The 13,402-nt window shown below is 71.2% G+C and carries 15 protein-coding genes; 9 read left to right on the top strand and 6 right to left on the bottom strand.

What is annotated here, in order from left to right:
• The first annotated feature begins 159 nt into the window (after positions 1-159).
• Both I8N68_RS10190 and I8N68_RS10195 read left to right on the top strand, forming a co-directional pair.
• Positions 160-1,137, top strand: a complete 978-nt coding sequence (locus tag I8N68_RS10190; protein ID WP_200209653.1) for a carbohydrate kinase family protein — start codon at positions 160-162, stop codon at positions 1,135-1,137.
• A complete protein-coding gene (locus I8N68_RS10195; RefSeq protein WP_307812745.1) occupies positions 1,134-1,703 on the top strand; it encodes a P-loop nucleotide/nucleoside kinase family protein in 570 nt (189 codons plus the stop codon). The genes I8N68_RS10190 and I8N68_RS10195 overlap by 4 nt, the downstream gene beginning before the upstream one ends.
• A 45-nt stretch (positions 1,704-1,748) precedes the next feature.
• On the opposite strand, the gene I8N68_RS10200 is transcribed toward I8N68_RS10195, so the two are convergent.
• Together I8N68_RS10200 and I8N68_RS10205 are read right to left on the bottom strand one after the other, a co-directional pair.
• The gene (locus tag I8N68_RS10200) at positions 1,749-1,976 is read right to left on the bottom strand and encodes a sulfurtransferase TusA family protein (protein ID WP_200209654.1); all 228 of its coding nucleotides are present in this window, start codon (positions 1,974-1,976) and stop codon (positions 1,749-1,751) included.
• Positions 1,973-3,124, bottom strand: a complete 1,152-nt coding sequence (locus I8N68_RS10205; protein ID WP_200209655.1) for a cysteine desulfurase family protein — start codon at positions 3,122-3,124, stop codon at positions 1,973-1,975. The genes I8N68_RS10200 and I8N68_RS10205 overlap by 4 nt, the downstream gene beginning before the upstream one ends.
• Before the next feature lie 169 nt (positions 3,125-3,293).
• Here I8N68_RS10205 and ctaC point away from each other — a divergent pair, with 169 nt between their 5' ends.
• Positions 3,294-4,262 carry an aa3-type cytochrome oxidase subunit II gene (gene ctaC, locus I8N68_RS10210; RefSeq protein WP_200209656.1) on the top strand — a complete coding sequence of 323 codons (969 nt, stop codon included), beginning with the start codon at positions 3,294-3,296 and terminating at the stop codon, positions 4,260-4,262.
• A 10-nt stretch (positions 4,263-4,272) separates the two neighbouring features.
• Positions 4,273-4,698, top strand: coding sequence for a cytochrome c oxidase subunit 4 (locus I8N68_RS10215; RefSeq protein WP_200209657.1), 426 nt, complete (start codon positions 4,273-4,275; stop codon positions 4,696-4,698).
• A gap of 224 nt (positions 4,699-4,922) precedes the next feature.
• Here the strand turns inward: I8N68_RS10215 and I8N68_RS10220 are convergent, their stop codons facing one another.
• The 4 genes from I8N68_RS10220 to I8N68_RS10235 all read right to left on the bottom strand — a co-directional run bounded on the left by I8N68_RS10220 (position 4,923) and on the right by I8N68_RS10235 (position 8,030).
• Positions 4,923-5,132, bottom strand: coding sequence for a hypothetical protein (locus I8N68_RS10220; RefSeq protein ID WP_200209658.1), 210 nt, complete (start codon positions 5,130-5,132; stop codon positions 4,923-4,925).
• A 227-nt stretch (positions 5,133-5,359) separates the two neighbouring features.
• Positions 5,360-6,406, bottom strand: a complete 1,047-nt coding sequence (gene trpD / locus I8N68_RS10225) for an anthranilate phosphoribosyltransferase (protein ID WP_200209659.1) — start codon at positions 6,404-6,406, stop codon at positions 5,360-5,362.
• Positions 6,407-6,492: 86 nt separating this feature from the next.
• Positions 6,493-6,891: a response regulator gene (locus I8N68_RS10230; protein ID WP_200209660.1), complete on the bottom strand. Its 399-nt coding sequence runs from the start codon at positions 6,889-6,891 to the stop codon at positions 6,493-6,495.
• A 185-nt stretch (positions 6,892-7,076) separates the two neighbouring features.
• Positions 7,077-8,030: a cytochrome c oxidase assembly protein gene (locus tag I8N68_RS10235; RefSeq protein ID WP_200209661.1), complete on the bottom strand. Its 954-nt coding sequence runs from the start codon at positions 8,028-8,030 to the stop codon at positions 7,077-7,079.
• 108 nt (positions 8,031-8,138) lie between these two features.
• Here I8N68_RS10235 and ctaE point away from each other — a divergent pair, with 108 nt between their 5' ends.
• The 5 genes from ctaE to I8N68_RS10260 all read left to right on the top strand — a co-directional run bounded on the left by ctaE (position 8,139) and on the right by I8N68_RS10260 (position 13,342).
• Positions 8,139-8,738: an aa3-type cytochrome oxidase subunit III gene (gene ctaE / locus I8N68_RS10240; RefSeq protein WP_200209662.1), complete on the top strand. Its 600-nt coding sequence runs from the start codon at positions 8,139-8,141 to the stop codon at positions 8,736-8,738.
• A gap of 72 nt (positions 8,739-8,810) precedes the next feature.
• Positions 8,811-9,647 carry a cytochrome bc1 complex diheme cytochrome c subunit gene (qcrC, locus tag I8N68_RS10245; RefSeq protein WP_200209663.1) on the top strand — a complete coding sequence of 279 codons (837 nt, stop codon included), beginning with the start codon at positions 8,811-8,813 and terminating at the stop codon, positions 9,645-9,647.
• A 67-nt stretch (positions 9,648-9,714) separates the two neighbouring features.
• Positions 9,715-10,812: a cytochrome bc1 complex Rieske iron-sulfur subunit gene (gene qcrA, locus I8N68_RS10250; protein WP_200209664.1), complete on the top strand. Its 1,098-nt coding sequence runs from the start codon at positions 9,715-9,717 to the stop codon at positions 10,810-10,812.
• The gene (qcrB, locus tag I8N68_RS10255; RefSeq protein ID WP_200209665.1) at positions 10,809-12,437 is read left to right on the top strand and encodes a cytochrome bc1 complex cytochrome b subunit; all 1,629 of its coding nucleotides are present in this window, start codon (positions 10,809-10,811) and stop codon (positions 12,435-12,437) included. The genes qcrA and qcrB overlap by 4 nt, the downstream gene beginning before the upstream one ends.
• 230 nt (positions 12,438-12,667) lie before the next feature.
• Positions 12,668-13,342, top strand: coding sequence for a DUF4142 domain-containing protein (locus I8N68_RS10260; RefSeq protein ID WP_200209666.1), 675 nt, complete (start codon positions 12,668-12,670; stop codon positions 13,340-13,342).
• Positions 13,343-13,402 lie beyond the last annotated feature (60 nt).

A 13,402-nucleotide genomic window follows, 5' to 3' on the forward strand; every position in this document is an offset into this window, starting at 1 on the left:
CCCGGAAAGGGCGGTCCCGCCGTTTTTTCGCGCGTCCGGGTGTCCGGGCGCTGACGTCCGGGTATGCGCACGTCGACCGGTTCTCGACCGACCCGCGACCGGCGCTCCGGACGGGCCGGTAGGCTGACCGGCGCCGTGCTGCCGACCCCGAGGGCTGACATGAAGATCGCCGTGACCGGCTCGATCGCGACCGACCACCTGATGAGCTTTCCCGGTCGATTCGCCGACCAGTTGATCGCCGACCAGCTGCACAAGGTGTCGCTGTCGTTCCTCGTCGACGACCTGGTGCTGCGCCGGGGCGGGGTGGCGGCCAACATCGCGTTCGGGATGGCCCAGCTCGGGCTGCGCCCGGTGCTGCTCGGCGCCGTCGGGCCCGACTTCGCCGACTACCGCTCCTGGCTGGAGCGGCACGGCGTCGACTGCGACTCGGTGCACGTCAGCGAGGTCGCGCACACCGCCCGGTTCGTCTGCACCACGGACACCGACATGTGCCAGATCGCCTCGTTCTACGCGGGCGCGATGAGCGAGGCCCGCAACATCGAGCTGGCCCCGGTCGCCCAGCGGCTCGGCGGCCTCGACCTGGTGCTGGTCAGCGCCAACGACCCCGAGGCGATGATCCGGCACTCGGCCGAGTGCCGGGAGCGGGGGTACGCCTTCGTCGCCGACCCGTCCCAGCAACTGGCCCGGATGGACGGCGCGGACGTGCTCGGCCTGATCGACGGCGCCGAGTACCTGATGACCAACGACTACGAAAAGTCGCTGCTGCAGAGCAAGGCGGGCCTGACCGACGCGCAGTTGTTGGAGCGGGTCAAGATCAGGGTCACCACGCTGGGCAAGGACGGCGCGGAGATCGCCGGCCGGGACTTCGACCCGATTCACGTCCCGATCGCCCGGGAGATCCAGGCCGTCGACCCCACCGGCGTCGGGGACGGGTTCCGGGCCGGCTTCTTCACCGCCCTGTCCTGGGGGCTCGGCGTAGAGCGGGCCGCCCAGGTCGGCTCCCTGCTCGCCACGCTGGTCCTGGAGACCGTCGGCACCCAGGAGTACGAGGTCCGCCGCGACCTGTTCGTGAAGCGCCTCGCCGAGTCGTACGGCGACGCGGCCGCCGAGGACGTCCGGCCGCACCTGCTTCCGTGACCTCCGCCGCGTCCGGCACCGGCCGTCCGGCGGTCTCCCGCGGGATGGACCCGGGCCCCGCAGGGCCGGTCCTGGTGGTCTTCGCCGGGCTGCCGGGAGTGGGCAAGAGCACGCTGGCCCTGCGGGTCGGCGCGGCGCTGCGCGCCCCGGTCCTGCCGGTCGACCCGGTCGAGCGGGCCCTGGGCCGGTACGGGCTGGTCGGCGACGTCCCCGGGATGGCCGCCTACGGCGCGCTCGCCGGCCTCGCCGAGGTGCAGCTCGACCTGGGGCTGAGCGTGGTGATCGACGCGGTCAACCCGGTGGCCAGCGCCCGGGGCCTGTGGCACGACCTGGCCGAGCGGGCCGGGGTGCCGCTACGAGTGATCGAGGTGCACTGCGGGGACGAGGCGGAGCACCGCCGCCGGGTCGAGGCCCGGCAGCCCGCCGAGCCGGACCCGCACGTGCCCACCTGGGAGCAGACTCTGCTCCGCCGCGCCGAGTACGAGCCGATCATCGGCCCCCGCCTGGTGGTCGACACCGCCCTCGCCACCGACCCCCTCCCACCCATCCTCAGCTACCTCCACTAACGCCACGCCTTCCCGGAATGTGCGCGGATCTTGGGTGGGGGTGGGTCAGGTGGTGCGGCGGATGTCGTAGGCGGGGGCGTCGGGGTGGGCCGTGACGAACTGCTGGTTGCGCATGCGGCACCAGGCGGGGATGTCGACGGCCGCCGCCGGGTCGTCGGCGAGGACCCGCAGCACCGCGCCCACCGGTAGCTCCGGGAGGCGGCGGGCCAGCGCGATCACCGGCAGCGGGCAGCGCTGGCCGCGGCAGTCCAGCACCTCGTCCGGCTCGCTCACAGCCCCGTCACCCCGGCCTGGGCGCGCAGGTCGGCGACCACGCCGGGCAGCTCGGCGAGGAACCGCTCGACGTCCGCCTCGGTCGTCTCCCGGTGCAGCGACACCCGGACGTTGCCGTGCGAGAGCACCCCCATCGCCTCCAGCACGTGCGACGGCCGCAGCGTCGACGAGGTGCACGACGAGCCGGAGGAGACCGCGAAGCCGCGCCGGTCCAGCGCGTGCAGCAGCGCCTCGCCGTCGACGTACAGGCAGGAGAAGGTGACCAGGTGGGGCAGCCGGTCGACCGGATCGCCGACCACCTCCACGTCCGGCACCTCGGCCGCCACCCGGACCCGGATCCGGTCCACCAGCGGCGCCAGCCGGGTCGCCTCGGCCGCCGCGTCGGCCGCCGCCGCGCGCAGGCTCGCCGCCGCCGCCACCACCGCCGGCAGGTTCACCACCCCGGGGGTACGCCCCGACTCCCGCTCGTCGGTCGGGAAGGGCGACTCCCAGCGGGTGCCCTTGCGCACCACCAGCAGCCCCACGCCGGGCGGCCCGCCCCACTTGTGCGCGCTGGCGGTCAGCACGGACCACCCGGCCGGCAGCGGCACCCGGGCGATCAGTTGCGCCGCGTCGACGTACAGCGGCACCCCGGCGTCGGCACAGGCGGCGGCCGCCGCCGGTACCGGTTGCACGGTGCCCACCTCGTGGCTGGCGCCGATCAGCGCGGCGAACGCCACCCCGGGGGCGGCCACCGCGGCCGACCAGGCGGCCAGATCGAGCCGGCCGGACCGGTCCACCGGCACCGGGACCGCCGTGCCGCCGGCGGCGACGTGCCGCTCGGCGGCGTGCAGCACCGCGGAGTGTTCGATCGCCGAATGCACCAGGGCCGTACCGACCCGTCGGCGCCCGGTGACGCCGCCGAGCACGGCGGCGTGCGCTGCGGTCGTACCGCTGGGGGTGAAGGAGAGCTCGTCGGCGCGGACGTCGAGGGTCTGCGCGGCGGCCTCGCGCGCGGCGTCGAGCAGTTGGCGGGCCCGGCGGGCCTGGGTGTAGAGCTTGCCGGGGTCGGCCCAGCCGTCGTCCAGCGCGGCCAGCAACGCCTGCCGCGCGACCGGATGCAGCGGCGCGGCGGCCGCGGCGTCGAGGTAGACCGGGGATGCGCTCACGAACACCCACGCTATCGCGTCGGTATGCCCAAGATCTCCCCGATGGGGGCGGACAGTGACCCCAACACGGTCAGGCCCGTCATGGTCGAGTAATCTGCGACCGTCGGTGACGCCTTTGCCGTCGGTGCTGACAAACAACCACCGCGGCGCGCTAGGGAGGCAGGACCAGGTGGTCGCAAGGAGTTCGGAGGTACGGCCGACGGCCGTACGGCACAGCGCTTCCCCGGGAGCCGGTGGGCGCCGGCGGCGTGGTGCTGGTCGAATCGCCGGGCTCGGTCTCGGCGGAGCGGCGCTGCTGGTTCTGCTCACCGGCTGCAACGTCGGTAAGACGTTCGGTGGCTTCGGGTGGCCGCAGGGCGGCATCACCCCCGAGTCGCACCGGATGTACGACCTGTGGATCGCGTCCTGCATCGCGGCGCTCGCGGTCGGCGTGTTCGTCTGGGGCCTCATCTTCTGGTGCGTGATCCGCTACCGGAAGCGCGGCAACCAGCTGCCGGTGCAGACCCGCTACAACCTGCCGATGGAGTTCCTCTACACCATCGCGCCGATCCTGATCGTCTCCGTGCTCTTCTACTACACGGCGGTCGTGCAGACCGACGTGAACAGGACGACGAAGAACCCCGACGTCACGGTCGAGGTCATCGCCTTCAAGTGGAACTGGCAGTTCAACTACCGCGACGGCCAGGGCCGCGACGCCAACACCGTCGCCTCGGTCCTCGGCACCAGCGAGGTCATCCCGGTGCTCGTCCTGCCGGCCGGCAAGTCCATCCGGTTCGAGGAGCAGAGCCGGGACGTCATCCACTCCTTCTGGGTGCCGGAGCTGCTGTTCAAGCGGGACGTCATGCCGGGCAACATCCGCAACACCTTCGAGGTCACCAGCCTCGACCAGGAGGGCGCGTACGTCGGCCGCTGCGCCGAGCTGTGCGGCAGCTACCACGCCTTCATGAACTTCGAGCTGCGCGTCGTCTCCCCGGAGAAGTACGACCAGTTCCTGGCGGTGAAGAAGGCCGGCAAGTCGACGCAGGAGGCGCTCAAGGCGATCGGCGAGCCCGAGTACGCCACGGAGACCGTGCCCTTCAAGACGCGGCGCAACACGGCCAACTTCAACCCGGGCGCCACTGCCGGCGCGGGAAGCTGAGGGATCCGGCATGAAGACCGAGTGGCGAATCTTCCTGATCATCGCGACGTTCCTCTTCGGCGCCGCCGTCCTCTACGGCGCCTGGACGTACGGTGACGGCGGCCGGGTCGAGTGGGTCGGCACCGTGGCGCTGCTGCTGTCCTTCCTGCTCTGCTCGATGTGCGGCGGCTTCTTCTGGTTCGTCTCCCGCCGCATCGACCTGCGCCCCGAGGACCGGCCGGACGCCGAGATCGCGGACGGCGCCGGTGAGGTCGGCTTCTTCAGCCCGGGCAGCTACTGGCCGTTCGGGCTGGCGCTGGCCGCCGCGATCGCCGGCCTGGGTCTGGTCTTCTGGCAGTTCTGGCTGTTGGGGGTGGGCCTGGTGGCGGTCATCTTCGCCGTCTGCGGCCTGCTCTTCGAGTACTACACCGGCACCCGCCGCACCGCCGAGCACTGAGCTCACCGGCTTCTTCGAACGGCCCGCGTCCTCGCCGGACGCGGGCCGTTCGGCTTTCTCCCCCCACACGGCGATCGGCGGGGGGATGGCTTGATCCACTCCGCTTCGGCGGTGTGGTGGGGTCGGCCGAGGCGGGTTCGCTGGCGCGCTGAGCGAGTGGCCTTGGGTCGAGGAAGCGGCCCGGGTCCGGCGACCGGCCCGGGGTCGGGCCGACCGGCTCAGGGTCAGGCGGCTCGGCGGTGGGGCGTCGACCGACCGGGACGCCGGGCGTGAAGGCGCGGGGCGCGGAAGGCGAACGTGGCGATCAGCAGGGCCGTGCCGCAGCCGACGCAGACCAGCTCGGGGCAATCGACGCCGTGGCCGTCGACGCAGGGCGGGGTCTCGAACGGCTGAACGCCCTCGCAGGTGTCGCAGTAGAGCTCGCGGTCCGACACGGGCGTCTCCTCTCGTTCTGGTGTTCGCTGCCGGGCAGCGCCGCCATCGGCGGAAAACGGAAATTACTCCCGTGTAGTTTGGCACGCCGGTCCGACAGTTTCCGGAGCGGACCCGACCGTCGCGCGCCCGGCAACGGTGTCCACCGCTGCCCGAGCGACCGTTCCTGGGTAGCACCCACCCCCGACAGCAGCCGGCCGAGGAGGCCGGGCCGGGGGAGCCGGGCGGGTCAGAGCGAGCGGGCGATCTCGAGCCAGCGGTCGAGGGTGCCGGCGGCGGCGCCGGAGTCGATGGACTCGGCGGCCCGGGCCATCCCGGCGCGCACCGCCGCGGTCAGATCGCCGTCCAGCGGCCCCTGGGTGGCCAGCGCCGCGGCGGCGTTCACCAGTACGGCGTCCCGGACCGGGCCGGTCTCGCCGGCCAGCAGCCGGCGGGCGACCCCGGCGTTGTAGGTCGCGTCCCCGCCCCGCAGATCCGCCAGGGTGGCCCGGGGTACCCCGAGGTCAACCGCGTCCAGCAGCGCCTCTCTGACGGTGCCCTGCTGGGCCACCCAGACGCGGGTCGGCGCGGCGGTGGTGAACTCGTCCAGACCGTCCTCGCCGCGCATCACGATGGCCGAGTCGCCCCGCTCGGCGAAGACGGCCGCCATCACCGGGGCCATCCGCAGGTCGAAGCAGCCGACCGCGCCGGACCGGGGGCGGGCCGGGTTGGTCAGCGGGCCGAGGAAGTTGAACGCGGTGGGCACGCCGATCTCCCGGCGGACCGGACCGGCGTGCCGCATGCCGGGGTGGAACCGGGCCGCGAAGCAGAAGCCGATGCCGGCCTCCTCGACGCACCGGGCGACCTGCTCCGGGCCCAGGTCCAGCGGTACGCCGAGATACTCCAGCAGATCCGCGGTGCCGCAGGAGGACGAGGCGGCGCGGTTGCCGTGCTTGACCACGCGGACCCCGGCGCCGGCCACCACGAGGGCGGTCATGGTGGAGATGTTGACGGTGTGGGCGAGGTCACCGCCGGTGCCGACCACGTCCAGCGCGGTGCGGCGCAGCTCCTCGGGGAGCACCACCTCGACGGAGCGGCCGAGCATCGCCTCGACCAGGCCGGCCAGCTCGGCCGGGGTCTCACCCTTCGCCCGCAACGCCACGGCGAAGCCGGCGACCTGCGCCGGGCTGGCCGCGCCCGTCATGATCTCGTCCATCGCCCAGGCGGTGTCGGCGGTGGTCAGCTCCTCGCCGCGCAGCAGCGCGTTGAGCAGCAGTGGCCAGGTCCGTTCGCCCATGGCGGGCCTCCCGAGCGGGCATGGGGATGCGGGTGGGGAACGATGTCGGCGCCACGGCCGCGATGCCGTGGCGCCGAGGGGGTGGCTCAGGCCGCGGCGGGCGTCCGGCGCAGCAGCTCGGCGACGGTGGTGCCGGTGGTCACCGGGTCGAGCGGGTGCACCAGCGTGGCGTCGACCTCGGCGTACGCGGCCAGCCAGCGGTCGGCCGCCCGGGCGATCACCACGCAGGTCGGCGGGGCGTCGTCCCGGTCGTCCTTGATCTGCCGGGCGATGCCGATGCCGCCGCCCGGGGTCGCCTCGCCGTCGAGCAGGAGCAGGTCGATCTCGTAGTCGTCGACCAGCCGGACGCAGGCGGCGTAGTCGGCGGCCTCGACGAACTCGATCTGCAGGCCCGGCGCGGGCCGGGTGCCGACAGCCAGCCGCATCCGGTCACGGACCTTCGGGTCGTCGCTGTAGAGCAGGACGGTGCAAAGACGATCGCTCATGCCGGCACTCCGCTTCGCTCCGGGCCGTCATGAGGCACCGTCGCACTGAGCCTGATGATTCGTTCGCTGCGCTCACTCATGGCTGGCTTGGCTCCCACCTCGTAGCTGCCCGCTGATCGTAGCGGTCGTCACATCGCACGGGGAGAGCCGCCCCGCGCGCGGCCGGGCGTACCCGCGGGTGGAGGTCAGGCGGCCGATTCCGCGGCGCGCTGGAGCGCCTCCTGGCGGTCCAGCTCGCGGTCCACCCGGCGGGCCTCGCGCTCGGACTGCTTCACCCACTGGACGACCAGCACGGCCAGCATGGTGACGCTGACGAACTCTCCGCCGGCCCAGAGCACGCCGCCGGCGACCACCTGGTCGTCCCAGGGGTTCGACCAGCTCAGGTTCAGCGACGGGTACCAGTCGCCGCCGAAGAGCGTGGTGCTCTGCATGATGGTGAGCCCGAGCACGGTGTGGAACGGCACGGAGAGCACCATCAGCAACGCCCGGGCCGGGTACGGCCAGCGCCCGGGCAGCGGGTCCAACCCGACCAGCGGCCAGAAGAACACGCAGCCGGTCATGATGAAGTGCGCGTGCACCAGCTCGTGGGCCCACTCGTGCTGCAGGGTGAAGTGGTACAGGTCGGTGAAGTAGAGCGCGAACGGGTTCACCACGAAGATGGCGAACGCCACCAGCGGGAAGCTGTAGATCCGGGCGATCCGGCTGTGCACGATCGCGAGCAGCCGCTTGCGCGGGCGCACCGGCAGCGTGCGCAGGGCGAGCGTCACCGGCGCGCCCAGGGCCAGGAAGATCGGCGCCACCATCGACAGCACCATGTGCTGGATCATGTGCACGGACAGCAGCGCGGTGTCGTACGCGTGCAGCCCGCTGACGGTGACCGAGGCGATGCCGCCCAGGCCGGGGCCGAGGAAGCTGACCGTACGCAGGACCGGCCAGCGGTCGCCGCGCAGCCGCAGCCGGTACACCCCGTAGAGGTAGAGCCCGGCGGCCACGACCAGCCCGAGGGCGAGCCAACTGTCCACCCGCGTCCCGGTGAACACCCGGGTGATGTCGAAGGGCGGCGGGACGGCTTCGCCCCCCGCCGCGAGGGTCGACGGAGTGACCGAGGTGGCGGCGAAGATCGGATCGACATGCAGCACGCTTTTCAGGGTAGGCCAGGCGAACCGGACCACCCCGGTCGGGCCACGGAAGGTGGGGGTTTGCCACCCCGCTGATCGCCGGTCCCGGTCAAGGGCAATAATGACCGCGTGACTGCGGCCCCAGCCATTGACAAGAGCCGGATCCACTCCCTGACCCGACCCAACATGGTCAGCGTCGGGACGATCGTGTGGCTCTCCAGCGAACTCATGTTCTTCGCGGCGCTGTTCGCGATGTACTTCTCCATCCGCGCGGCGGCGCCTGAGCAGTGGGAGAAGCACACCGAGATTCTCAACATCCCGTACGCGACCACCTTCACGGTGATCCTGGTGTTGTCCTCGGTGACCTGCCAGCTCGGTGTCTTCGCGGCCGAGAAGGGTGACGTCCACGCCCTGCGGCGCTGGTTCACGATCACCTTCGTGATGGGCCTGATCTTCGTGCTCGGCCAGGCGAACGAGTACCGCAACCTGGTGCACGAGGGCGTGAAGATCAACGAAGACGGTTACGGGTCGATGTTCTACCTCACCACCGGCTTCCACGGCCTGCACGTGACGGGCGGTCTCATCGCCTTCATCATCTTCATGATCCGCACCACCATGGGCCGGTTCACCCCGGCGCAGGCCACGTCGGCGATCGTCGTGTCGTACTACTGGCACTTCGTCGACGTCGTGTGGATCGGCCTCTACGCCATGATCTACTGGCTTCAGTGATCTTGGCGCGTCACGAACCGCGCCGCTGCTCCGTCCCCTGAGACAAGGTCCAACCGGTTAAGGACACAGGTCATGACTTCTGACAACGACCGCCGACGCGGTCTGCTCGCGCGCCTGCGCGGGCGGCCCGTGGCGCGCAGCAGGGGCCGCCGCCGGCTGGGCGCCGCGGTCCGGCTGATCGCCGCGCTGACGCTCGCCGGCGGCGCCTACACCGTCTTCGCTCCCGGCGTGCAGGCACAGGAAAACCCTCCGCTGAGCGCCGCCGCCGGCGAGGGCAAGGCGCTGTTCGACGTGAGCTGTGTGACCTGTCACGGTCGCAACGCCCAGGGTGTCGAGGGACGCGGGCCGAGCCTGATCGGGGTCGGGTCGGCCTCGGTCGAGTTCCAGGTGAGCACCGGTCGGATGCCGATGGCCCGGCAGGAAGCCCAGGCCATGCGGAAGCCGCCGCAGTTCTCCGACGAGCAGGTGCGCCAGCTCGGCCAGTACATCCAGGAGCTGGGCGGCGGTCCGCAGGTCCCCGCGGGCAACGACCTGCACAAGGACGCGAACGTCGCCGCCGGCGGTGAGCTGTTCCGGATCAACTGCTCGCAGTGCCACGCCTTCGGCGGTGGCGGCGGTGCCCTCTCCTCCGGCAAGTACGCCCCGAGCCTGCGCCCGGCCAGCGACCGGCAGATCTACGCGGCGATGCTGAGCGGCCCGCAGAACATGCCGGTGTTCGGCGACAACCAGCTGCGCCCCGAGCAGAAGGCTCAGATCATCGCCTACATCCAGGAGAACCTGAAGAACAACCAGGACCAGGGTGGTTTCAGCCTGGGCCGGTACGGGCCGTCCACCGAAGGTCTGGCGGCCTTCCTGATCGGCATCGTCGCGCTGGTCTTCGCGAGCCTGTGGATTGCGGGCAAGTCGTGACCGGACGGATCATTCGTTTCAGTGCTGTGGTGTCGGCCTCCGGCACCGCCCGTAGCGAGGTGACGGCATGAGCACCCACACCGAGCACCAGGCCCCGCAGGGTCGGGAGCCGCTCGACGTGTTGGACCCCCGGGTATCCCGGTTCGAAGTCGTCCAGGAGGGCGCCCGGCGGGACGACATCGAGATCGTCCACTACGAGCCGCAGGTGGTCCCGGGCACCAAGGCCGAGCGCCGGCTGACCCGCCTGGTCGCGTCGTTCTTCCTGCTGACCGGTCTGGCCGCGACCGCCTTCCTGGTCATCTACATCTGGTGGCCGTGGCAGTGGGAGCCTGGTCGCGGCGGCGACAAGTTCTACACCCCGCTGCTCGGTCTCACCCTGGGCATCGCGCTCCTCGCCATCGGCTTCGGCATCCTCACCTGGGGCAAGAAGCTGCTGCCCAAGGAGGTCTCGATCCAGGACCGGCACGACCAGCCCGGATCACCGGAGGATCGCCGGATCACCGGCGAGACGATGCTCTACATGGCCGACGAGATGGGTATCCGCCGCCGGCCGCTGCTCGGCATCTCGCTGCTCGCCGGCCTCGCGCCGGTCGGCGCGGTCGTCGCGGCGCCGCTGGTCGGTGGCCTGATCGCCGACCCGCACAAGGACAACCAGATGTTCACCACCGGCTTCGCGCCGGCCGATGGCGGCAAGACGAAGATCCGGCTGGTCCGCGAGGACGGCCGGCCGATCCGCCCGGCGGACGTCAGCCCGGGCGGCCAGATCACCGTCTTCCCCGGTATCAAGGACGGCGTGAGCAACAAGCACGCCGACTCGCCGACCCTGCTGATCCACCTGCGCGAGGACGACGCGCAGAAGTCCCGGGCGGCCAACGCGCGGCCGGAGGTCGGTCACGCCGACTACATGTGGGGCAACTTCGCGGCGTTCTCCAAGATCTGCACCCACGCTGGTTGCCCGGCTAGTCTTTATGAGCAGCAGACCAACCGGCTGCTGTGCCCGTGCCACCAGTCGCAGTTCCACATTACTGACAACGCCCGCCCGATCTTCGGCCCCGCGAGCCGGCGGCTGCCCCAGCTGCCGATCGAGGTGGACGAGGAGGGCTTCTTCGTGGCGAAGTCCGACTACACCGAAACCATCGGTCCCGACTTCTGGGAGCGGCCATGAAGCGCCGAAAGTTTGACGTAGCAGCGTTGCCGGGCAAGTCCGCCGGGGCGGTGGACGACCGATTCCAGGTCGCCACCCCGCTGCGCAAGCTACTCAACAAGGTCTTCCCGGACCACTGGTCCTTCCTGCTCGGCGAGATCGCGCTCTTCTCGTTCGTCGTGCTGCTGCTGACCGGTGTCTTCCTGACCTTCTTCTACGAGCCGGCGATGACCGAGGTCGTCTACGACGGCAGCTACGCCCCGCTGGTGGGCACGCCGATGTCGGCCGCGTACGAATCGAGCCTGAACCTGTCGTTCGACGTCCGGGGCGGCCTGGTCATGCGGCAGATGCACCACTGGGCGGCGCTGCTGTTCATGGCCGCGATCGTGGTGCACATGCTGCGCGTCTTCTTCACCGGCGCGTTCCGCAAGCCGCGGGAGACCAACTGGATCATCGGCTCGCTGCTGTTCTGGGTCGGCTTCCTGGCCGGCTTCACCGGCTACTCGCTGCCGGACGACGGCCTCTCCGGCACCGGTCTGCGGATCGCCTCGGCGATCATGCTGTCGATCCCGGTGATCGGTTCCTGGGTCACCTCGTCGATCTTCGGCGGGGAGTTCCCCGGCGAGATCATCATCAGCCGGTTCTTCATCGCCCACGTGCTGCTCATCCCGGCCCTCCTGGTGGCGCTGATCACCGTTCACCTGGGCCTGGTCTTCAAGCAGAAGCACACCCAGTGGCCCGGCCCCGGCCGGACCAACGAGAACGTGGTCGGCGAGCGGATGTTCCCGCGCTACGCGCTCAAGCAGGGCGGCTTCTTCATGGTCGTCTTCGGCGTGATCGCGCTGATGGGTGGCCTCTTCCAGATCAACCCGATCTGGTACTTCGGCCCGTACGAGGCGTGGGTGGTCTCCGCCGCCAGCCAGCCCGACTGGTACGTCATGTTCCTCGACGGCTCGACCCGCCTCATGCCGGCCTGGCAGCTCACCATCCCGATCGGCAACGGCTACGTCATCCCGCCGCTGTTCTGGCCGACGGTCGTGCTGCCGGGCATCCTGGTCGGGATCTCGCTGTTCTACCCGTTCCTGGAGGCGCGGCACCTCAAGGACCGCAAGCACCACAACCTGCTCCAGCGGCCCCGGGACGTGCCGGCCCGGACCGCCGCCGGCTCGATGGCGGTCGCGTTCTACGTCGTGCTGACCCTCTCCGGCGGCAACGACGTGATCGCCGACAAGTTCCAGATCAGCCTCAACGCGATGACCTGGGCGGGCCGGATCGGTCTGCTGATCGTCCCGCCGCTGGCGTACTACCTCGCCTACCGCCTCTGCCTCGGGCTCCAGCAGCACGACCGTGAGGTGCTGGCGCACGGTGTGGAGACCGGCATCATCAGGCGGCTGCCGGACGGCCGGTTCGTCGAGGTCCACCAGCCGCTCACCGCGGTCGACGGCCACGACGGGCACGGCGAGCTGGACTACGTCGGCTGGGTGGTGCCGAAGAAGATGAACCGGCTCGGTGCCCTCGGCCCGGCCGTCCGGGGCTTCTTCTACCCGATCGAGCGGCCGGCCGAGGCGCCGGTCTCGCCGGGTCACCCGCCGGTCGAGCCCCGACCGGAACGGGCGGAGGTCGGCAGCGGCGAGAGCCGCCGCTGACCCGCCCGACCCGCCCGACCGTGGCGCCCGCCGGATTTCCGGCGGGCGCCACGTCCGTTTCCGGCCACGGTGGCCGGTACCGTCCCCGTCGTCCCCCGTCCCCGTCGCGCCAGTGCCGTCCGCCGGTCCCGCTGTGCGCGCGTGTCGCCTCCGACACGGACGGGTGGAATCGCAGGAATAACCCCGGTCAGCCGGGTATCCGTGCGGTCCAACGAAAAAGGGGGGGAAACATGTTGGGAATCAAACGCCTCGGGCTGCTGGCTGCCCTGGTGGTGGTCGGGCTGGCGCCCGCAGCGGCGGCGCAGGCCGCGGCACAGCCGTCCACGCAGGACACCCAGTACCTGCAGGCGGTGCACCAGGTCAACCTGTTCGAGATCACCGCGGGTGACCTGGCCCAGCAGAAGGGCCAGAACCAGCAGGTCAAGGACCTGGGTGCGATGTTCAAGACCGACCACACCCAGCTCGACCAGACGGTGCAGCAGATTGCGCAGCAGCTCAACGTCCAGTTGCCGAAGGAGCCCAGCGCCGATCAGCAGGCCGTCATCGACCGGCTGAACAACGCCAGCGGCGAGGAGTTCGACCGGCAGTGGGTGACCAGCCAGCTGGCCGGTCACGTCCAGGCCATCCAGGCCACCCAGACGGAGATCTCGCAGGGCTCCGAGCAGTCCGTGGTCCAGCTGGCGCAGGACGCCCTGCCGACGCTCCAGGCGCATTATGACGCGCTGGTGGCTCTGGCCCAGACCCTGGGCGTCCCGGTCCCGCAGACCAGCGCCAGCGGTACGCCCAGCCCGGGCGGCACCTCGACGCCGGCCCCGGGCAACACCACCGAGACCCCGGCTCCGGGCGGCACCACCGAGTCCCCGACCCCGGGCACCACTGAGACGCCGGCACCGAGCATCAGCTGACGTCGCACGGCCGATGGTGGCCGGTCCGCCCTTCGGGGCGGGCCGGCCCCGGCGCGTTCT

The sequence above is a fragment of the Micromonospora coerulea genome, from assembly GCF_016598485.1.
Lineage (GTDB): Bacteria > Actinomycetota > Actinomycetes > Mycobacteriales > Micromonosporaceae > Micromonospora > Micromonospora coerulea.

What these genes read in the sequence shown, in the direction of transcription:
- trpD (WP_200209659.1), bottom strand. Translation starts at nt 6,406, where the DNA reads ATGGGCGAACGGACCTGGCCACTGCTGCTCAACGCGCTGCTGCGCGGC.
- qcrB (WP_200209665.1), top strand. Translation starts at nt 10,809, where the DNA reads ATGAAGCGCCGAAAGTTTGACGTAGCAGCGTTGCCGGGCAAGTCCGCC.
- I8N68_RS10190 (WP_200209653.1), top strand. Translation starts at nt 160, where the DNA reads ATGAAGATCGCCGTGACCGGCTCGATCGCGACCGACCACCTGATGAGC.
- I8N68_RS10230 (WP_200209660.1), bottom strand. Translation starts at nt 6,891, where the DNA reads ATGAGCGATCGTCTTTGCACCGTCCTGCTCTACAGCGACGACCCGAAG.
- I8N68_RS10215 (WP_200209657.1), top strand. Translation starts at nt 4,273, where the DNA reads ATGAAGACCGAGTGGCGAATCTTCCTGATCATCGCGACGTTCCTCTTC.
- I8N68_RS10260 (WP_200209666.1), top strand. Translation starts at nt 12,668, where the DNA reads ATGTTGGGAATCAAACGCCTCGGGCTGCTGGCTGCCCTGGTGGTGGTC.
- qcrA (WP_200209664.1), top strand. Translation starts at nt 9,715, where the DNA reads ATGAGCACCCACACCGAGCACCAGGCCCCGCAGGGTCGGGAGCCGCTC.
- qcrC (WP_200209663.1), top strand. Translation starts at nt 8,811, where the DNA reads ATGACTTCTGACAACGACCGCCGACGCGGTCTGCTCGCGCGCCTGCGC.